Annotated in this window: 21 protein-coding genes; 10 read left to right on the forward strand and 11 right to left on the reverse strand. The window is 45.6% G+C overall.

Annotated elements, in window-relative coordinates; genetic code table 11:
• Positions 1–17: 17 nt before the first annotated feature.
• From ACMVP2_RS20090 to ACMVP2_RS20120, 7 genes are all read right to left on the reverse strand, one after another.
• Entirely contained in the window at positions 18–935 is a 918-nt protein-coding gene (locus tag ACMVP2_RS20090) for a heme/hemin ABC transporter substrate-binding protein (RefSeq protein ID WP_416864829.1), read from the reverse strand.
• Between the two features lie 357 nt (positions 936–1,292).
• Entirely contained in the window at positions 1,293–1,934 is a 642-nt protein-coding gene (locus ACMVP2_RS20095; RefSeq protein WP_416864830.1) for a response regulator transcription factor, read from the reverse strand.
• 127 nt (positions 1,935–2,061) lie between these two features.
• Entirely contained in the window at positions 2,062–2,283 is a 222-nt protein-coding gene (locus tag ACMVP2_RS20100) for a (4Fe-4S)-binding protein (RefSeq protein ID WP_416864831.1), read from the reverse strand.
• Positions 2,284–2,289: 6 nt separating this feature from the next.
• A complete protein-coding gene (locus ACMVP2_RS20105) occupies positions 2,290–2,673 on the reverse strand; it encodes an OsmC family protein (protein ID WP_416864832.1) in 384 nt (127 codons plus the stop codon).
• Between the two features lie 5 nt (positions 2,674–2,678).
• Positions 2,679–2,993, reverse strand: coding sequence for a GNAT family N-acetyltransferase (locus tag ACMVP2_RS20110; RefSeq protein ID WP_317490660.1), 315 nt, complete (start codon positions 2,991–2,993; stop codon positions 2,679–2,681).
• Positions 2,990–3,271, reverse strand: coding sequence for a GNAT family N-acetyltransferase (locus tag ACMVP2_RS20115; RefSeq protein ID WP_317490661.1), 282 nt, complete (start codon positions 3,269–3,271; stop codon positions 2,990–2,992). Before ACMVP2_RS20115 ends, ACMVP2_RS20110 begins: the two co-directional genes overlap by 4 nt.
• Before the next feature lie 52 nt (positions 3,272–3,323).
• Positions 3,324–4,034, reverse strand: a complete 711-nt coding sequence (locus tag ACMVP2_RS20120) for a pirin family protein (RefSeq protein WP_317490662.1) — start codon at positions 4,032–4,034, stop codon at positions 3,324–3,326.
• A 257-nt stretch (positions 4,035–4,291) separates the two neighbouring features.
• On the opposite strand from ACMVP2_RS20120, the gene ACMVP2_RS20125 reads away from it, so the two are divergent.
• The 7 genes from ACMVP2_RS20125 to ACMVP2_RS20155 all read left to right on the forward strand — a co-directional run bounded on the left by ACMVP2_RS20125 (position 4,292) and on the right by ACMVP2_RS20155 (position 11,056).
• Complete coding sequence (locus ACMVP2_RS20125; RefSeq protein WP_339792824.1) at positions 4,292–4,969, forward strand: response regulator transcription factor; 678 nt, start codon at positions 4,292–4,294, stop codon at positions 4,967–4,969.
• Entirely contained in the window at positions 4,969–6,342 is a 1,374-nt protein-coding gene (locus ACMVP2_RS20130; protein ID WP_416864833.1) for a sensor histidine kinase, read from the forward strand. Before ACMVP2_RS20125 ends, ACMVP2_RS20130 begins: the two co-directional genes overlap by 1 nt.
• Before the next feature lie 71 nt (positions 6,343–6,413).
• Entirely contained in the window at positions 6,414–7,307 is an 894-nt protein-coding gene (locus ACMVP2_RS20135) for a hypothetical protein (RefSeq protein WP_151999023.1), read from the forward strand.
• 192 nt (positions 7,308–7,499) lie between these two features.
• On the forward strand, positions 7,500–8,180 hold the full coding sequence (locus ACMVP2_RS20140; protein WP_416864834.1) for a response regulator transcription factor: 681 nt from the start codon (positions 7,500–7,502) through the stop codon (positions 8,178–8,180).
• Positions 8,177–9,562 (forward strand): sensor histidine kinase, encoded by a 1,386-nt coding sequence (locus ACMVP2_RS20145; RefSeq protein ID WP_416864835.1) that lies wholly within the window; start codon positions 8,177–8,179, stop codon positions 9,560–9,562. Before ACMVP2_RS20140 ends, ACMVP2_RS20145 begins: the two co-directional genes overlap by 4 nt.
• Positions 9,563–9,655: 93 nt before the next feature.
• Entirely contained in the window at positions 9,656–10,114 is a 459-nt protein-coding gene (locus ACMVP2_RS20150) for a hypothetical protein (protein ID WP_416864836.1), read from the forward strand.
• A 33-nt stretch (positions 10,115–10,147) separates the two neighbouring features.
• Positions 10,148–11,056, forward strand: a complete 909-nt coding sequence (locus ACMVP2_RS20155) for a bestrophin family protein (RefSeq protein WP_416864837.1) — start codon at positions 10,148–10,150, stop codon at positions 11,054–11,056.
• 124 nt (positions 11,057–11,180) lie between these two features.
• On the opposite strand, the gene ACMVP2_RS20160 is transcribed toward ACMVP2_RS20155, so the two are convergent.
• Positions 11,181–12,143 carry a hypothetical protein gene (locus ACMVP2_RS20160; protein ID WP_416864838.1) on the reverse strand — a complete coding sequence of 321 codons (963 nt, stop codon included), beginning with the start codon at positions 12,141–12,143 and terminating at the stop codon, positions 11,181–11,183.
• A gap of 253 nt (positions 12,144–12,396) precedes the next feature.
• Between ACMVP2_RS20160 and ACMVP2_RS20165 the strand changes: the two genes are divergently transcribed.
• From ACMVP2_RS20165 to ACMVP2_RS20175, 3 genes are all read left to right on the forward strand, one after another.
• Positions 12,397–13,626, forward strand: coding sequence for an MFS transporter (locus ACMVP2_RS20165; protein ID WP_416864839.1), 1,230 nt, complete (start codon positions 12,397–12,399; stop codon positions 13,624–13,626).
• A gap of 154 nt (positions 13,627–13,780) precedes the next feature.
• A complete protein-coding gene (locus ACMVP2_RS20170; protein WP_416864840.1) occupies positions 13,781–16,180 on the forward strand; it encodes an FtsX-like permease family protein in 2,400 nt (799 codons plus the stop codon).
• Between the two features lie 86 nt (positions 16,181–16,266).
• The gene (locus ACMVP2_RS20175; protein ID WP_416864841.1) at positions 16,267–17,166 is read left to right on the forward strand and encodes a DUF4097 family beta strand repeat-containing protein; all 900 of its coding nucleotides are present in this window, start codon (positions 16,267–16,269) and stop codon (positions 17,164–17,166) included.
• A gap of 60 nt (positions 17,167–17,226) precedes the next feature.
• On the opposite strand, the gene ACMVP2_RS20180 is transcribed toward ACMVP2_RS20175, so the two are convergent.
• From ACMVP2_RS20180 to ACMVP2_RS20190, 3 genes are all read right to left on the reverse strand, one after another.
• Entirely contained in the window at positions 17,227–17,439 is a 213-nt protein-coding gene (locus ACMVP2_RS20180; protein WP_339792816.1) for a hypothetical protein, read from the reverse strand.
• Between the two features lie 235 nt (positions 17,440–17,674).
• Positions 17,675–17,899, reverse strand: coding sequence for a hypothetical protein (locus tag ACMVP2_RS20185; RefSeq protein ID WP_317490670.1), 225 nt, complete (start codon positions 17,897–17,899; stop codon positions 17,675–17,677).
• 36 nt (positions 17,900–17,935) lie between these two features.
• Positions 17,936–20,164: a helix-turn-helix domain-containing protein gene (locus ACMVP2_RS20190; RefSeq protein WP_416864842.1), complete on the reverse strand. Its 2,229-nt coding sequence runs from the start codon at positions 20,162–20,164 to the stop codon at positions 17,936–17,938.
• Positions 20,165–20,180 lie beyond the last annotated feature (16 nt).

Consider the following 20,180-nt stretch of genomic DNA (forward strand, 5'->3'; position numbering starts at 1 on the left):
GTAGCCACTTGCATAGGTTAGTTGCTTTGGGCCACGTTGTGTGCTGCCAGCTCCGGGTGAATGCTGGTCGCCAGCTGAATAGCTGCTTTGCCCACCCCCGGCCCAAAGCCTGAAAGCCAAAGCCCGTCCATGGCAAGGATCTGCTTTTTTTCACCGGCTGTGGTTTGCATCAGGCCCTGTATTTGAAGTGCACCTTCCACGCCGCCCAGGCTTTCGAGGCCACTGTCAAAAAACAAGATGTAGTCAGGGTTGGCTGCTACCAGGGCCTCTGGTGTTAGTGGTTTGTAGTCGAATACTTCATCAACAGCAAACTGCGCTCCGCCCATTTTGATGAGCTCCTCGGCAAATGTGTTTTTGCCGCAGATACTCAGTGAGCCAAGCCCACGTGCATACACAAACAGTACCCTCGGTTTCGTGCTGGTTTTGCCAATCATCGAATCCAATAGACTAAGATCTTGCTCCAGTGTGAGAACCAGCTGCTTTGCCTCCTGCTCCTTGTTAATGATTTTGCCGATGTCAGCTATTATCTTTTTGGTAGAAGCGACGTTAAGTTCATGTTTGAACGTATGAACTGGCAAGGCTGTCGCTTGCAACTGGGTAACAACCTCGGCATTGATGTGGTCTTCCTCAGCCAGAACAATATCAGCATCGAGCGACACGACGCCTTCGGCTTTGATGCCAGTGCGATAGCCTACCGAAGGAAGGTCTTGCAGGCTTTTAGGCCGGGTGCTTGTTTTGTCAGCTGCAATAATCTGATCACAACTTCCCAGTGCACAAACGACCTCAGACAAAGTCCCTCCAATACTGACTATTTTCAGTGATTCTTTTTCGGGAGCTGAGTTTTCTGTACTCTTCGATGTTGTATTTGCGGGGCCGCATTGGCTGAATACGAGTAGGAATGCCGCCGAAATAGCTATTTGATTGATATATTTCATTTATTTAGAATCGTTTTAAATAATGGCAAATGTAGGCCGGGGAGATTGGGCTGTCAATCGCTTGATTGAGCTTAAATAGCTGCTTCTTTAAGTACAGAGGGTACTTGTAGCGGGGATTAGTGATAGCTTGTTTAAGCTATTGGTGTTATTATTCGGAGGGGATTGCTGAATGTTTTCAATTAAAATGTGCATTAGCCATTTTTGAAATGCGGCGCTTCTTTGCGCATTGGACGTTTGACAGGAGCCAATGATTCATGTATTTATAGCCCAACAAATGCCCAGTTTATGAGCTATAAAAATTTTCTTATAGCTCATCAAGGTATGGCGAGTAAGGTTTGTTTTGACTGATTGAGGAAATTAGACCGTAATAAGCTTCTCCCGGATGGCCTTCACCACGAGCTCCACAGGAGTCTTCACATTCATCTTCTTAAGGATGTTTTTGCGATGGGCGTGAATGGTATGAGGACTGAGGTGCAGCTCCTCTCCAATTTCCTCTGTCGACATGCCTTTTGCTATGAACCGGACAACCCCTATTTCTCTTTCAGAAAGCTGGTTCTCTGACTGTAGGTCGTCGGCTGGTTCGTTTACAGCCAGGAAGGCTTCCATCACTTTGTTGCAAACAAACTTTTCCTCATGAATCGCAGCTTCCAGGGCTGCCAAAACCTCCCGCTGGCTGCAGTTTTTGGTAATGATGCCAATGGAACCCAATTTGATCAGCGGCTTTAAGTCTTCCTGTTCGATGCGGGGCAGAAGTAGGAGAGGGTAGACATGAGGATTGTCGGCAAGCACTTTCAAGAGACTCGCTGGGTCCAGGTCTTTCACCCCATAGGGATTGACTATAAGGATGCCGGATGGAAAATTTTTCAGGACGTTGCTCAATGCAACACGGCTCTTGACCATTTCTACCTCTACGGTTTCAAAAGCTTGATGCACCAGGTATAATAACCCGGCGACGGACAACTCATGTGTATCAGCTACGATTATGTTAGGTGCAGACATCAGGCATTTTATCCTTAGTCTGCAAATAACACGAAGTCCCTTGAGAAATTAAAGCTTATTTAGACTAAATATAAATAAAAGATTTAACTGGTCTGTTTCCAGGATGAAGTGAAAGCACCAAGCCGGTCTATTTGCTCGTCATTCTGTAGGTAAGGGCACCCGAAGGACATTTTTTCACCTGCTGAATAATTTCTTCAGTTGTTCCACCATCAGGCTTTATCCAGGGACGTTCCTTGTAATTAAACACTCCGGGCAAGCCTCTCCAGCATTTTTCCGAGTGCTGGCACCTTTCAGCCTGCCAAATGATAGTTACCTCTCCGTTACTGTACTCCTTTATGTTATCGGCCATATCAGTTTAGTTAATTTCGGTGTCTATTGGGTTAGCTTTTGAGAGCATTTTGTGAATGGGACAGCTATTGGCCACGGCAGTAAGCCGGGGTAGCTGCTCCTGGGTGTAGCCAGCCAGCGCTACCTTTCTCCTGAAGGTGCCCACGCCATCAACCGTTTCATACACTACGTTCACTGATTCAACAGACGCCTCCCACCCTTTGTGCTGGATATACATCTGCAACGTGATAGTGGTGCAGGCAGCAAGGCTTGCACAAACAAACTCTGAGGGTGTGGGTGCGGTATCTCCCCCTCCTTTGTCTTCGGGTTCATCGAGCAATACTTCGTGCTGGCGAATTTTTGCACTCACCTGAAAATTTGTGTTGTTTGGGGTTGCTGTTGCTTCTGCCATGGGTGTTATTTAAATCGTGCTTGGTTTTTCTCATTCATCAAGTCATGGTACTCCTTGTGTTTTTTCAAAAATGCTACCACAAACGGACAGAGCGGTACCAGTTCGTGGCCTTCTTTTCTAATAATGTCCAGTGCTTCTTTCACAATTTTACTGGCCACACCTTTTCCTCTTAACGACGGATCAACCTCTGTATGAACAAGGAACATTTGATTAGTTGATTTCTTAAACGTGTATTCTATCACAGACAGAACACCATCAATCTCTAACTCAAACCTCTTTTTGTCGGGGTTATTGATAGTCTCATAAGCGTCCAGGTTCATAACACGTCTCTTAATTCGGGGTTCTTATCAAATACGGACCTGGCAAAGGGGCAAAGAGGGATGATGCTTATCTTCTTTGCTCTGGCATAAGCTACGGCGCTTTCTACCATTAGCCTACCTGCACCCTGACCACGCAATTCGCCGTCCACTTCGGTGTGGTCGATAATGATACGATCTGTGCCAGCCTTGCTATAGGTCATCTCGGCCATTTTGCGGCCTTCGATTTCTATGTAGAATGATCCTTTTGAGTCTTCTTCCCGTTGTTTTACTTCTAGCATGGTTGTAAGATATTAAAAAGGCTGGCAGATCAATCCGCCAGCCGTAACTGATTTAGTTCATTGGCACTTCCATGAGCAACACCTCCGCATTGGTGGAAGCAGTTAGCTTACTCAGTTCGGTTTCCCACACTCCGAAGCCATCTCGTTTTCCCAGTTTCTGCCCGTCCACTTCTACATCGCCTTCCAGAATAAAGTAGTAGAGCCCATTGCCTTTTCCTTTTACCTGATAGTCGAGCGACTTGCCTGCGTCCAGTTTGGTCATGCTAAACCAGGCGTTTTGGTGTACCCAAACACCTTCATCATCCGCATTGGGCGACAACACCTGCTGCCATGCATTGTGTTTTTTGTCAGCGTCCAGGGTGATCTGGTCATAGCGGGGTGTCACATCCTTTTTGTTGGGGAACATCCATATTTGAAGGAATTTCACCTCTTTGTCTTTGTGAAAGTTCTTCTCACTATGGTAGATGCCTGTGCCGGCACTCAGTACCTGCACATCTCCCTGCCTTATCACCTGTTTGTTGCCCATGCTGTCCTGATGCTCAAGGTCGCCTGACAATGGAATGGAGATGATTTCCATATTGTCGTGTGGGTGAGTACCAAAGCCCATGCTACCGCTAACGGTGTCATCGTTCAAAACCCTTAAAACACCAAAATGCAGCCTTTCAGGATCGTAGTATTGTGCAAAACTGAAAGTGTGATAGGAATTGAGCCAACCGTGGTTAGCATGTCCTCTCGTATTGGCTTTGTGCAAAATAGTTTTCATTTTCTCGTTCTCCTCTCCGAACTAAAGTTAGTTTTTAATCTCTTTTGTCCAATTTTCATACATTTATATGTATGTACATACAAATACGCATGGACAAGAAAAAAGTTGTTTTTAAGGGCGTTTTAATTTGTTGCTTGCGCTTTTTTCATATCTCTGCATTGTAATCGGCTTTTATAGAGTTGCAGTGGAGATTCATGTACTTTGCCGTGACTTTAGTGAGTTGGACTCATAGTAGTTCTTATCTTTAATAGATTTCTATGAACATACTACTGGTAGAAGACGAAGCAAAGGTGGCATCATTTATCAAGCAGGGGCTTGAAGAGCAGGGCTATGTAGTTGACCTGGCTACTGACGGGCAAATGGGGCTAACCTTATTTCTAAAGGGGGCTTACGACGTCGCAGTCCTGGATGTGATAGTTCCCTTTATCAGTGGGGTAGAACTTTGTCGGGCGATAAAGAACAATAAACCCTCACTGCCGGTAATCATGCTCACTGCGCTGGGTACCACCGAAGACAAAGTCAACGGTTTTGAGGCTGGTGCCGACGACTATCTGGTCAAGCCTTTTGAATTCAGGGAGCTTTTACTCAGGCTCAAAGCACTCACCCGCCGAAGTCAGAGGGAGGAAGTAGTCTCCCATGTGCTGACAGTTGCTGACTTGACCCTAGATCTCGACAAAAAGGTGGCTCACCGGGGGAACAAACAAATAGACCTGACTGCGAAGGAATTTGGTTTGCTCGAATACCTGATGAGGAATAAAGGCAGAGTAGTGTCGAAGATCGATATTTCGGAGAAAGTGTGGGACATTGATTTTGACACTGGCACCAATGTGGTAGAAGTATATATCAATATCCTGAGGAAAAAGATAGACAGAGACTTTGAGGACAAGCTCATCCACACCCGGATAGGGATGGGGTATATTTTTGAAAAAGCCTAATGCAAATCAGGGACAAGCTTACCTTCCTTTTCTTGCTGATAGTGGCGCTGATCATGGGTGCTTCTTCGTTAGCCATCTACTACTTATCGGCTCAGTACCGCAAGCAAGAGTTTTATGAAAGGATAGAAAACAAAGCGAGAAATGTGGCCAAGCTGCTTATTGAAGTAGAGGAGGTGGATGCAGAGCTGCTGCGGAAGATTGAGGAAAACAACCCGGTGAGTCTGCCAAATGAGGAGATTACCATTTTCGACTATCAAAATCAGGTGCTGTATAGTTCAGAAGGGGTGCAGACAGTGGAGGTGAATGAGGCTCTACTGAACAGGATAAGGCTTGAGGGGGAAGTTAGGTTTGTGTTCGGAAACCAGGAAGTACTGGGAGTGCTTTTTACGGATCAATACGACAGAGTGGTGGTGGTGGCTTCGGCTACGGATATTTTTGGTTATCGAAAACTGAACAACCTGCGCAACGTGCTTTTTATCGTTTTCGGCGCCGGCCTGCTTTTTACTTTTATATCAGGGCGAATTTTCGCACAACGTACCCTCAGTCCTATTTCCAGGGTAATCGCCCAGGTTGACGCTATTGGCATCAGTAACCTGAGCAGCCGGGTCGATGAGGGGAATCAAACCGATGAGCTGGCGCAGCTGGCAGGCACATTCAACGACATGCTCGACAGGCTGGAAGAGGCCTTTAAGCTCCAGAAGAACTTCATAGCGAATGCCTCGCATGAGTTGCGAACGCCGCTTACTGCTATTACCGGCCAGCTGGAAGTGACATTGCTCAGCGATAGAAGTGCCGAAGATTACAAGCGCACCGTAAATTCTGTTCTTGACGATATCAAGAACCTGAACTATCTGTCTAACAGGCTGCTGCTGCTTGCGCAGGCGAGCTCTGAGAGTGTTGAAAGCTCCTTTGGTTCCATAAGGGTGGACGAGCTTCTCTGGCAAAGCGCTGGTGAGCTCCAGAAAAGAAATCCATCATACAGGGTCTCAATATCGTTCAACGAGGATTTGGAGGATGATCAGATGACCATTGTCGGTAATGAGCAGCTGATAAAAACTGCTTTGCTCAACCTGATGGACAATGGATGCAAATATTCTGACCCTCATGAGGTGCAGGTAAGCGTTGAACCGGGCAGGGGCCGACTGGTGCTGACTTTCCGGGATTTTGGCATCGGCATTGACGAAGAAGAGCAGGAGTTGATTTTCGAGCCTTTCCACCGGGGAAGCAACGCTCAAAACATCAAAGGCCATGGCATTGGGCTGTCACTTGTGCAAAGAATAGTGAAACTGCACGAGGGCACGCTGACACTTATCTCAAAAAAGGGCGAGGGCAGCACTTTTACCCTAAAGCTTCCGGTCGAGAAAAAAAATTAATGCCATTTTAATCTCGCACTAATAGGGCCTTTAGATGGCCGTCGTACAATTGTGTCATAAACATCAAAAGTATGAGCGAGTCATCATCAACATCGAGAATTAAAGTCACAGCTTATGTAATAGCCGGGCTTTTGTTTGTAAGCCTTTTTATTGGCGCCCACTATATCACCCTGAACAAGGAGGCGGTCGCCAGTCTTAACGAGGAGAAGCTTAAATCTGAAGCATTGCTTTCAGAGAAACTTCAACTTCAAAAAGAGATTGATAAGTTTAAAAAAGAGATAGCCTCTCTGACAGGCAAAAACGCCAATCTTGATCATCTCCTGGCTCAGGCGAACGATAACCTGGCTCAGAAGGAAGCGCAGCTAAGCCAGATTAAACGGAGCAATGGTTCCATAGCCGAACTGAACAGGCAAATAGCTGAGTTAAAAGCTTTGAAGTCAGGTCTTGACTCGCAAATTGCCAGCCTTAACGGAGAAATTAACAAGCTTCGGGATGAAAACGGCAACCTGAGAAAAGAGAACGCCAATGCTAATGCCATGATTGCTCAGTTAGAAATGGACAACAAAGTCCTTACTGAAAACATGGGTCTCCTTACCGCTTTGACCGAGGATAACCTTGTGCTCGTCACCAAAAAGAATGAAAAATTAACGGTAAGAGCTAAGAAAGCGAAGAAAATTAACTTCGTGTTCGACGTGCCACAGAGTGCGCTTGGTGGCCTGGAGTTCAAAGTAGTATCTCCTGGTTCAAAAGTTTATTCCAAAGCCGATGGCACTGTTTCACATCACCTCTTGCAGGGAGATGGCAACCCTGTCGCAAGCCTTGGAGTTTATCCGGGTCAGTTTGAGATGGTTCAAAGAGTAGAGATGGTTTTTACTCCTAAGGAAAAATTGACCACCGGAATTTACAAGATCGAGGTGTATAACAAAGGTACTAAGCTGGGTCGCATGCAGGTGAAGCTGGATTGACCCCAGAAAGATAATATAGGTTGATTAGGTTAGGTTCCTGATTGAAAAGCGCCGGGTTTCCCAGCGCTTTCTTTTTTTAAACTGTTCATACAGCCTCAGTGAGTTTGTTGGGTGCAAAAGTTCTTCAAACTTTTTAGCTGCTGAACAGTTTTAATATCTTGTCCAAAGTTCCTGTACTACTTATACCACTCAATGAACATTCTTTTAATCGAAGACGAACCAAGTGTCATCTCATTGATCCAGAGAAGCTTTTCATCTTCTGGTTACAAAACGAGTGTGGCAATGGATGGTGAAACAGGCTTACAAATGGCATTGAATAATGATTTTGATTTGATCATTTTGGATCTGATGTTGCCTCTTATGAGTGGAATGGAGGTTTGTAAAAATTTCAGAGTTAAGAATACACATACGCCGTTGCTCATGCTTACTGCGCTGAGCACTACGGAAAACATTGTGGCCGGACTTGATGGTGGGGCTGACGACTACATGACCAAGCCATTTAAACTTGCTGAACTGAACGCCCGTGTACGAACGCTCACACGCCGACCGGGTACCCGCCCTGAGGAAGGGGATAAGTTGGCATTTTCTGATATCGAGCTAGACAGGGCTACAAAAATAGTAACCCGGGCAGGAAAAAAAATATCTCTTACCGCAACTGAATTTCGACTACTCGAATTCCTTCTCGCTAACAGAAACAGGGTATTGTCCCGAATGGAAATCCTTGAAACCGTGTGGGATATTAATTTTAATTTGGGCACCAATGTAGTTGACGTATATATTAACTATTTGCGAAAAAAAATTGATGTAAATAGTGACAATAAGCTCATCCATACTGTGTTCGGAATGGGTTATGTCATGAGAAGTGAAGAATGAGCATCCATAATAAAATATCACTGATTGTTACCGGTATCACCGGAGCCATAATTCTTCTACTGAGCACCTTCATTTATATTTTTTCTGAGCGGAGCACCTTCGAGATGTTTTTTCATAGACTCGAAGTCCGAGCGGCTATCATTGGACACGCTTACCTTGAAGACAATGAGAGCAATGCCGCAATCTATCACACGGTGAAGGAAAGGCATCTAAAAAACCTGCCAGATGAAGATCACTATATTATCGAATTGGTAGGTATTGGTTCGCCGATCTCGTCGGATCAAAAGCCGGATTTGCCGCTTGACAATAGTTTCTATAAGCAACTGATTCAGGAGGGCAGAGTACGATATTTTGCTAACGATGTTTTTTATATCGGAGAGCTGATTCATGAAGGGGAAAGAGACATAGCTGTGGTCTCCGAAGCAGTAGACACGCTTGGGTTGGAGGAACTTGCATACCTGAAAAAGCTGCTGATATTCGGTTTCTTCGGAAGCATTGTCATTACCTATTCTTTGGGCAGGCTTTTATCAAGCCAGATTTTTAAACCGGTAAGAGAAATTATAGATAAAGTAAAAGGGATTAGTGTTTACAATCTAAATGAGCGTCTCGAGGATACTAAAAGCGATGACGTTATTGCAGACCTTACGCATACATTTAACGATATGCTTATCCGTCTGCAAATGACATTTGAGATGCAGAACAACTTTATCAGTAACGCCTCGCATGAATTCAAAACCCCGCTGACCATTATTGCGGGAGAAGCGGAACTTGTGCAGGAGGATGGGGAGCTTTCCGATAATTTGAAACAGTCTCTTGAGGTCATTACGAACGAAGCAGAAAAGTTAAAGGAGTTGATAGATGGAATGTTGGCCATTGCTCAAACAGGATTCGACGGAATAAAGCAACATTGGGGAGAAGTCCGGCTGGACGAAATCATCCTTTCTGTAAAAAATACAATTAACAAAATTCATTTTAACAACAAAGTGGAGGTAGACTTTGGCGATCTACCTGATGATAATGGAAGGTTATGCCTCGAAGGCAATAGTACTTTGCTTAGGGTCGCTCTTAGTAACATTGTTTTGAATGCCTGCAAGTATTCTGATAATAACAAGGTTAGGATCAGGGTGACTACTGACGACAGACGAATATATGTGCAAGTTAGCGATCAGGGTATTGGTATTCCTGAGCGAGACTTACCACAGGTATTTGTGCCATTCTTCAGGGCATCGAATACTCATAGATATCAGGGTCACGGGGTTGGGCTTCCCCTAGCCAACAACATCGTAAGGATGCACAAAGGCCACGTGAATGTAAAGAGCAAAGAGGGTGAAGGCACCACGGTAATAGTCTATTTTCCTAACTTGACGGAAAAAGAGCTCTAACGAAATTCTAATAATCCTCTTAAAAGATTATAATCTACCTCTTATATCGTCCTAATGTCTTGAAGGCATTATTGTAGAAAAATAATCTACAATATGAAGACAATCCTTATTCCCTCCGATTTTGCCAAAGATTCTGTGGCAGTAGCCCAAGAAGCTGTTCACGTAGTTGAGGGAGATGTCCGTCTACTGTTTATCCATGCTTTTAGCATGCCAGACAGCGAGCAAGATCTACTTTATGGTAACTACAGAAAGAGAGACAGAAAGTATATATCCGATGAATTTATGAGAGAGGTGGAGGATCTTAAAGATGTTTTGTCTTATAAGATTAAACATATAGTTGTTGATTTCTTTTATGGCACTACTCCAATGCTTCTCGAAAATTACTTGGACTACTATGAGGTGTCGTTGATTGCCTATTCCTCCAAAAGGAAACCCGGGAGATTGTCGGTAAATAGCATTGACTTTGATTCAATCATAAAACGATCCAGCCGCATGTCGGTCGATATTGACTCTTTTGAGAACCTCAGATCGATTTTAACTCCTTTTGCCTGAGTCAGATTATTATTCAAAACTTGAGAGCCCTAAATGTTATTAAAGAGTAATATTCCAATCAGGTACGTCATAGGTAAAATCAAGTACGAGATTTTGGTGGTAATGGCCTATGGTATTGCCATTGAAATGGTGTACCAGAACTTCCATGTTTCCGAAATATCTATCCCGATGACTGTGCCTACAGTTCTCGGGACAATTATTTCTTTGCTGCTAGCCTTTCGCTCAAATCAGGCATATGACAGGTGGTGGGAGGCCAGAATAATCTGGGGAGCTATTGTAAACGACAGCCGTACACTTGCCAGGCAGGTGCTTTCGTTGGTAAATGAAGATATTGACCCGGACTCATCCCGGAGATTTCAGGAAAGGTTTATTCATAGGCAAGTGGCTTGGTGCTACGCATTGGGTAAGGGGTTGAGGAAAGACAATCCCTTCCCATTTGTAGAAGGCCATGTAAGTGATCCTGAGCTTGAGTCCCTGGCAAGTTACGATAATGTACATGTGGGACTTACTCTTCTTCAGTCGATTGACTTGCGGAACGCTTATCAGAAGGGATGGCTGAATGATTTTCAGCAGGTTGAAATCGATAAAACTTTGACCAGGCTTTGTGACTCTATGGGTAAATGTGAACGTATAAAAAATACTGTTTTCCCTTCTACTTACAGCTTGTACATACACCTCGCTCTTCACTTCTTTATTTTACTATTGCCCTTCGCTATGCTCGATCTGTTTGGATTTTTTATGGTTCCAATTCTTGTAGTCATTGCAGCATGCTTTTTTCTCATCGAGAAAATGGCTATCCATCTTCAGGATCCTTTCGAGAATAAGCCGACCGATACCCCAGTGCTTGCGATTTCGAGAAATATAGAGCGTGATTTGAAGCAAATGTTACGGGAGAAGCATATCCCGGAGTCGATGAAGCCCAAAGAATTTTACATCTTATAGCATAATCATCAGGAGTATTTGATAAAAGCTTGCAGGAACATCAAGCGTTTCGGTTGGTAGAGCACAACGGCGAAAAATTTTCGCCGTTGTGCTTTTTAGCCTATTCGGCGGCAACCTTCGGTGGCTACTTTTCGACTACCGGCATCCTCACCCAATAAATGTCTCCCCTTCCATTACCAGGGGAGTTGAGCTGCCTGACAAATTCTTCGTATGTTGGAGAGCCTTCCGTCTGATCGGAAGATTTGACTCTTTCACTGGTGAAAAAAAGCCACTGTCCGTCTGGCGAAACATATGGGCAATAGTCGAGCCTGGGGCTGTTAATGGCATCACCCATGTTAACTGCCAGCTGCCACTTGCCCGCAGCATCTTTTCTGCTGATGTATAAATCGCCACCTCCCTGGCTGCCTTCCCGCTGCCAGGAGCCAAAAATGATAAACTGTTCGTCCGGGTCAACGAAGGCATTGTATTCGTCGGTGGATGAATTGACCGCCGAGTCCAATGGCTCAGGTGTCATGAACTTGCCATTTTCAAACCTGGAAAGAACGATGTCTTCTCCGCCCATGCCACCTTCTTCCAGCCTGAGTGTGAAATAAAGGTTGCCACTTTTGACTACAGATGGGTAATACTCATGGCCATCGGAATTCACAGGCGCTCCCATATTTTTGGCTTCCGTCCAGCTTCCATCCTGTTGTTTTTCGACATACCAAATATCAAAGTCTTTGTCGGGCCCACCATTTGTTAGCGACCGCCTTGAGGCAAAATATAGCTTCGACCCATCGGGCGAGAAGGCAGGTTCAATGTCATAACTATTACCAGAGAAAGAAGCAATGGCTGGGTCTTCCCAGCGCCCTTCACGATACTTGCGCATTACAATCACACTCTTTTGGACGCCCACCAGAGAATAGTAGATTTCAGTTCCATCGGGGGAAATCGCAATATCTCTTTCGTTGTTGCCAGTTGAGACATTCGCAGGAGCAAACATTTCAGGAGTGGTGCCAGGCGTTGACTGGCCAAGGTATTCCCACGGCTTTTCAGGTTGTGCTTTACAACCGACAATCAGTGCAAACAGAAGCAAATAGCGATTCATGGTGATAGATTTAGTGACGTTAGGTTAATCCCTGCTGCGTTTCTTTCGGGCAGCCTTTCTTAGAACAACCCACCGGCAATCGGGCCGTATTTCGGCAAAGGTTCATTTTATGTTCAGTCAGGCATCGTACACGCCGGAATGCCGACATTCATTTCGATGCTTTTGAGAATTTTATTTCTGACATCTGCGTTAATTTGCAATTGATATGAAGGACGGCCAAAGTTTTGGGTGATATATTTTTAGAAAAAGATTGATGAACAACGGAGCAGTTGCGGCCACTATGGCCAACGAAACCACCAACAAAGCCACATTTTCCATTTTGGTTGCACTTAGTATTTCACACCTGTTGAACGACACTATGCAGTCGCTGATCCCATCCATTTACCCGATGGTGAAGGAGAATTATCAGCTCACGTTCAGCCAGATTGGCTTAATTACACTTACGTTTCAGCTGACGGCCTCCCTGCTACAGCCTGTAGTGGGTGCATTTACAGATAAGCGGCCACAGCCATTTTCACTAGCTATTGGAATGGGCTTCACCCTGCTAGGACTGCTGGGCATGTCTATGGCCGGAAGCTTTACCATGATTCTTGTGTCGGCGGCTTTTATAGGCCTGGGTTCATCTGTTTTTCATCCGGAAGCATCCCGGATGGCACACATGGCGTCCGGCGGCCGTCATGGAATGGCTCAGTCGTTGTTTCAGGTGGGAGGCAATGCAGGAAGCTCCCTGGGACCGTTGCTGGCAGCGTTGATCATCGTTCCGCTTGGGCAATTTCACGTCATATGGTTTTCTCTGCTGGCACTGTTGGCGATGATTATATTGGCCAACGTCGGCAAATGGTACAAGTTTCAGTTGGTCGTTAAGAGCAGGAAAGCCAAGCGAGCCGTTGCCGAGCCGGAAAAAATATTCGCCCTTCCGGTAAGGAAGGTAGTCTGGTCGTTGACTATTTTGTTATTGCTCATTTTTTCCAAGTATATCTATATGACCAGCATGAGCAGCTACTTTACTTTTTACCTGATTCAAAAATTTGATGTTTCGGTAAAGGCATCGCAGCTGTACTTATTTATGTTCCTTTTTGCTGTTGCTGCCGGCACCTTCCTTGGAGGCCCCATGGGAGACCGGTTTGGTCGCAAGTATGTGATCTGGTTTTCGATACTTGGCGCAGCTCCTTTCACGCTGATGCTGCCTTATGCCAGCCTGTTCTGGACGGGGGTGTTAAGCGTAGTTATTGGCCTCATATTGTCGTCAGCTTTCTCCGCCATTCTTGTTTATGCCCAGGAGTTGGTGCCTGGCAAAGTGGGCATGATTGCCGGACTGTTCTTTGGCCTGGCTTTCGGTACTGCCGGCATCGGGTCGGCCTTGCTCGGGGAACTAGCTGATAGAACCAGCATTGAATATGTCTTTGCTATATGTTCTTTCCTACCCCTGCTGGGTATTATAGCTGTGCTCTTGCCGGGCAGAAAGGAGCTCCAGGCTGGTTAATGTTTGGGATGTTTGGCAGTGACCGGTACCGTCCGCTGGCGGGCAAATCAGCTTTGTTACTGGAAATATAATATTTGCAATTAGTTGATTTTCAGTTAATTAATTTATGGAACGATGATTGCAAAAGCGCCGACAAAGTAAAACCGCTATCACTATGTTGACGAACTTCTTGAAATCAGCACTCCGCAACAGCCTGCGGCACAGAGGCTACACACTGATCAATGTCCTGGGCTTGTCGGTAGGCCTGGGAGTGTTTTTGATCCTCATGTTCTATATCAGATATGAGCAAAGCTTCAACTTGTATCACTCGAAAGCTGATAAGATTTATAGAATCGTAGAAAGTGGGACTACTCCTGAAGCGGGAGAAGTGAAAACTATTTTCACGAACTGGGCCATGGGAGGGGCGTTGAAAGCTGAGTTTCCTGAGGTAGAGAACGTCGCCAGGGTGTTTATTTTTGGCGGTGCTATGCACACAATCGGCGAGAAGAAATTTCTGGAGCGAAATTATTATGTAGTTGAGAAGTCATATTTTGAGGTGTTCGACCACCAATTCACAGCAGGAAGTATCGCCCAGGACGTTGGTAACAATGGTGTGGATCTGATCTTGACTCATTCGGCAGCCAAAAAGTATTTTGGTGCTGAGAACCCTGTTGGCAAAATGATTGACTCTGACCGATTTGGCTCCTGTAAGGTGGTGGCTGTGATAGAGGATGTGCCAAAAAATTCAAGCTTTCAACCTGATTTCTTTTATCTCGCCGACATAAAAATGTGGAGCGAAAATTACCAAAGATATTTCGCCAGCTGGGAGCCTCGAAATTGCGGCACTTTTCTGGTGCTGAACGATCAGTCGGCGGTTGCCTCTGTCATGCAAAAGAAGGAAACGTTTCTGAAAGACAACCTGGGAGAGCAGTGGAAGACAAGGGATTTTGAGTTGCAGCCATTTACGGATGTGCACCTCAGGTCTGTAGACATTGACACTCCCACCCAGCATGCCAAGGGTAATCAGCAATACATCATCATTTTCGGGCTCATAGCAATTTTTGTGCTTGTTATCGCTGTCATCAATTACATCAACCTGGCCACCGCAAGAGCTATTTTCAGGCGTAAGGAGGTGGGTATTCGCAAAGTGGTTGGTGCATCGAAAGGGCAGCTGATAAGCCAATTTTTAGTGGAGTCGATGTTGGTTTCAACTGTGGCATTAATTGCCGCATTAGGGCTTATCGAACTGGCACTTCCATGGTTCAATAGCCTTACTGAAAGAACTATCGAGATCCCTTATCTTCAGCAGCCTTTCATCCTTGTGGCAATCTTCAGTGTGAGCGCTATAACGGGCATCTTTTCCGGCTTGGTACCTGCTTTCATTATTTCAGCGTATCAACCGGGCCAGGTGCTCGGCGGGCACTTTCAAAAGGTCGGTAATTTGATATCCCGAAAAGTATTGGTGGTCTTCCAATTCTCGTTGTCCATTGTTCTGATTATTGCTACCGCTGTGGTGTACAATCAAATGGACTATGTACAAAACCGGGATATGGGATTCGACAAAGAACGAAAAATGGTGATTGATATTAACTCAGGAAATGTCCGGAGAAGCTTCAGAGCCATGAAGAGCGAGTTTGCTTCCCATCCTGATGTTCTGAATGTGGCGGCGGTCAGTCGGGTGCCTGGTGAGTGGAAATCACTCCCTGCTGTTTCTGTGACAAAGACGGCAGGCGAAGACCCCCAACTGATGCGTTTTATGGGTTTTGACCCTGATGCACTTGAGACATTTGATATCAAATTAAAGGTGGGGAGCAACTTTTCAGGTAACGATCAGTTAGATTCTCTCCATGTTCTGCTCAACGAAAAAGCAGTTGCAATGCTCGGGGGCGAAGGCATCGTTGGTGAGAGGATTCAGTTTCACGACGGGGAAGAATCCATTACTTCTCAGGTAGTAGGGATTGTGGAAAACTTCAATTTCGAGTCCCTTTATCAGGAGATTGGCCCGATGGTGATCGGCCCGTGGAACAATGTGATAATGTCCATCGACTACTTCGTGCTCAACACCAAAGGTGACCCCTCTAATGTACTGGAACATGCAAGTGCTGTGCATGATAAGTTTGCTCCTGAGGGTTCCATAGAATACAATTTTCTTGACCAACAGTGGGAACGGTATTATAGGGATGATGTGAAGAGAGGAACCGTCTTTGCGCTGGCGGCGGGGTTGGCAATTTTTATTGCTTGTCTCGGCCTGCTTGGCCTGGCTAGTTTCGCAACCTCACTGCGGCTGAAGGAGTTTGGCATCAGGAAAGTGCTGGGCGCCTCCAACCAGCAGCTGGTTTACCTGATCTCGAAAGAGTTTCTGTTGCTGGTGCTGATTGGTTTCGCACTGGGCAGCCCACTGGCCTATTGGCTGATGGACAAATGGCTAAGTAGCTTCGCCTATGCTGAAGGGCTTTCGATATCGACATTTGCAATAACAGGACTTGCTGTTGCCCTGATAGCGTTGCTTACCGTTGGCTACAAGTCTTTGCAGGCTGCTCGCCGCAACCCGACCGCCTCTTTGCGAAATGAGTAAATAAGTGATGACAGTTTGATGTGCAACCTTTTTAGTCGACCTATGTCTTTTGTCATAAATAGGTTAATCACTCTAAGTCAAAAACTATGAAATTACTCAACAAACCAGGATTAACTGTAGCCTTACTGTTTATGGTGGCGGGAATGGCAACAGCACAGCAGAAGGTAGACAGAACGTTCAGTGGTATTAATAAAGTAACTATGAGCATTTCGTCCGGCGATGCCTTTTTTGAGAAATCTGCGGATGGTAAAGTATATGTGGCATTGGAGCATGATATAGACGACTATGAGCCTACTATAGAGCAAAAAGGGTCTACGCTTGTGATCAATGAGGAGAAGATGAAGAACCGGAGAAGCTGGAGCGGAGACTCAAAATGGACAATTAAGGTGCCGGATGAAGTTAACATCAGCTTCAATACTGGTAGCGGCGATGTGCAAATTAGTGGGCTGATGGCTGATCTAAGCACTAATTCGGGCTCTGGAAACACCAGAATTGAAAACTCGAATGGAAAAATCAGAGTGAATACCGGGTCTGGCAACATCCGAGCCAGAGAGTCTAAAGGTGAGCTTAGCTTCAATGCAGGTTCTGGCAATATCGACTTGTACTCCGTCGACGCTGAAGTGAGCGCCAATGTGGGAAGTGGAAATGTGAGTGTCGAAAAACTAAAACTATCGGGAAGAAGCTCATTCAATTCGGGCTCTGGCGACGTTGAGGTGTCTTTAGCTGCCACGCCAGCTTATGATATATCGGTTAACAGTGGCTCAGGCGACTCAACGCTTGACTTTGAAGGGAACAAGATTGAGGGTGTGATAGTAATGGAGGCCAACAAAAACAATGGAGACATTGATGCTCCATTTGATTTTGACAGCACTGAGGAAATAGGAAATGGCCGCAATACCACAGTGAAGAAAACAAAGAAGATGGGATCTTCTGATGTGAGAATTAAGGTGAGTACTGGCTCAGGAACCGCTGAAATCAAAAGCTAAACAGACACTTTTTTTCGCAATTAAGGTATGGATGTCAGGTCATGTGACCTGACATTTTTTTTATGATTTTCTTAGGACATAAACTCCCCCAATAACGAGAAGCACTCCGAAACCAAGATAGATGTAGGCGGTAGTTGCGCTAGTTTCATTTTTAGCAGAAAGCTCCAACTTGCCCACTTTCAACGATGCCGATGAATTCTGGAGCTGGGTTACGCCTTCATATCCCAGGTATATACCACCTGCGACGAGTAAAATACTGACAATTTTCTTCATAGCTATTGAGTTTGTAGGAGTTGCAAGGTACATAACGAACAATGGAACACAAGAATTGTTTGGAGTATGGTCGCCGGAGAAAGCATTTAAGGGCTATTTGTCCTTTTTGCCTTTGGTTTTGGTTTGACTTGTTTCTTGTTTTTCAGGCTTGGGAAAAGCCTTGTATTCCTCCCGGAGTTCGGGACTGTCTATGAAGCAGACTGGGCTGGAAGGTTTTGGGCTAGGTTTTTTTCTGTTATCTTTCATATAGCTCATCACGAGTAAAACTTGAATTTCTCGTCTGAACCCCAATTTGAGATTGAAGGGTTTTAAGTTTTTGACTAAGAGAGTGGTTGTCGCCTGTCACCATCTTTTTAAGAAACTGGACAACCACTTCATTTAATGTTGTTCCATGTTTTTCAGCATAAGCTAAACTCTTCTCATAGAGTTCGTCGGCTATCTTAATGTTTATACTCTTCATGATTCTTTGCGCTGAATATAAGATACCAAATTTTTCTCAATTCTGACTTTGATTCCAGATGAAATGATTGAAAACTGCCCTTATGTCGTTGTAGCTATAGTCATCGCCTAGCTGAACCTTGATAGGAGTGGCGCTAAAATTCTCAGCCTTTTGAACCAGCGGAAGTATTTTTTCCACTTTTTCTACCGGAACAAGATCAAAAATGGAGAGCTCCCCCGTCTTGATAAAATCGATCAGGTGGACTTCGATAGTGCCCACAGCCAACCCTCTTTCCTCGGCTATATCAGCAATGGACTTGCCCTTTTTGAACAAGTCCATCGATGTTTGCTTACTGTCGCCTACCTTGGCTTTGGGCAGCCGGGGAGGAGGTGGAAGCTTCTCAACCACCTCCCTGTGATGTTTGTCGGCTTGCTGCAACACCTGGCTGCTGTCGATTCCCTCGCTTAAGCCTTTGGTTAGTAGCAGGGCCTGTTCAATCAATTGTCGCCGGGCGAGCAACTGTACCTGAAGTGCGTGTAGTTCTTTCAGGTACTTTTTTATACGCTGCTTTTTCATCATCGAAGCGATATGTGCTTTCAGGGGCTCGAAGACTTCTTCTGCCATTCGCTTATCGAAATAGGCCTGTGCAGCCGACATGCGTTCGTGGAGCTGAGCATACCTGTTTTGCTCGGCGTGGGGTAACAAACCTTGAAGCTGGGCCAGGAACTTATCCGCCACATCTTTGTGACCAAGCGTGGTTTGCACCATTTTGCTGAACAGTTCCACGGCCTCTTCTTTGTTGGGCACCTGCCGACCGTCAAAGCCTTTGTAAAAATCAGTCATCTCCTGGCAAACCGGCTGCCATTGAAACGTCGTCCTTAATTTATTTTCGATGAATGCCTTTTGCTCGATCTTTAGTAGAGGTGAAAGTGATTCTTCGCTTTCAGACTGAGCAACAAACTCATTGACTTTGTCGTCGCTGAGGATGCTTTGCGGCGGAATGGCTGAACGCAAAACCAATCCTTCCATATTGGTCAATCGGCTGAGTGCCACATACACCTGGCCGGAAGCGAACGACTGCCCGGCATCGATAATCGCTTTGTCAAAGGTCAGGCCCTGGCTCTTGTGAATGGTAATTGCCCAGGCCAACCTGACCGGGTACTGCTTGAACCGGCCCATTATCTTTTCGTCGATGCTGTTCTTTTCCGTGTTGTAGGAGTACCTCATGTTCTGCCATTCTTCCTGGATCAGCCGAATCGTCGAATTATCCTCCGGTGTAGAGACAATGATCTTGTCGTTGTCAATACTTTTCACGACGCCTATTTTACCATTATAGTACTGCCTTTCTTCTCCCTTGTCGTTTCTGATGAACATCACCTGCGCACCGACTTTCAATTGCAGTACCTCGTCGGCAGGATAGGCCCTGTCGCTGAATTCACCTTCTACTGATGCTTTGAAATTGTAAGTCTTGCCAGGCAACTTTAAGAGTTCTTCTTCGTTGATGGCATGCGCTTTATGGTTATGGGAGGTGAGAGTTATATAGTTTTCTCCTTCAGGAATTCTGAAGTCAGGAAGGAAACGCCTGTTGAGCATGGCCAACTGTTCTCTGGTAACGGTGTTGGTTCTGATGCCATTGAGTAGCCCAATGAAGTCCTTTTCCGTTTGGCGGTAAATTTTCTGTAGCTCGATGCGCAAGACCGACGCCTCAGCCATCACATGTGCATCGAAGAAGAAAGGGCTTTTGTAGTGTTCTTCGAGCAGTGTCCACTCATGATCTTGCACTACAGGTGGTAGCTGATACAGGTCGCCTATCAAAAGCACCTGCACGCCGCCAAAGGGTTCGTGAAAGCGTCGGCGAAAGTGTCGTAGAATCTGGTCGATAGCGTCAAGCATGTCGGCCCGTACCATCGACACCTCATCGATGATCAGCAACTGGAGTTCTTGCATCAATTTGCGCTTGTTGCCGTGCATTTTCATTTTCTGAAACAGCGATAGCTTATCGTGAGCGCCATCGGTTTCTTGTCCTGTCCAGTTGCGCTTGACGGGAAGAAAAGGCCCGAACGGAAGCTGAAAGAAGGAGTGCATGGTGACCCCGCCTGCGTTGATAGCGGCTACACCTGTGGGTGCCACTACCACATAGTTTTTTCCTGTGGTTTCTACAATGTGTTTTAAAAAAGTGGTCTTTCCTGTGCCAGCCTTTCCGGTCAGAAACAAGTGTCTGCGGGTATGGTTGACAAACGAGGCTGCCAGCTGGAAAAGCTGATTGGAAGTGTCTGAATTCTTCATGGAGATCGTGAAGTTA

The organism is Imperialibacter sp., assembly GCF_048007035.1.
Lineage (GTDB): Bacteria > Bacteroidota > Bacteroidia > Cytophagales > Cyclobacteriaceae > Imperialibacter.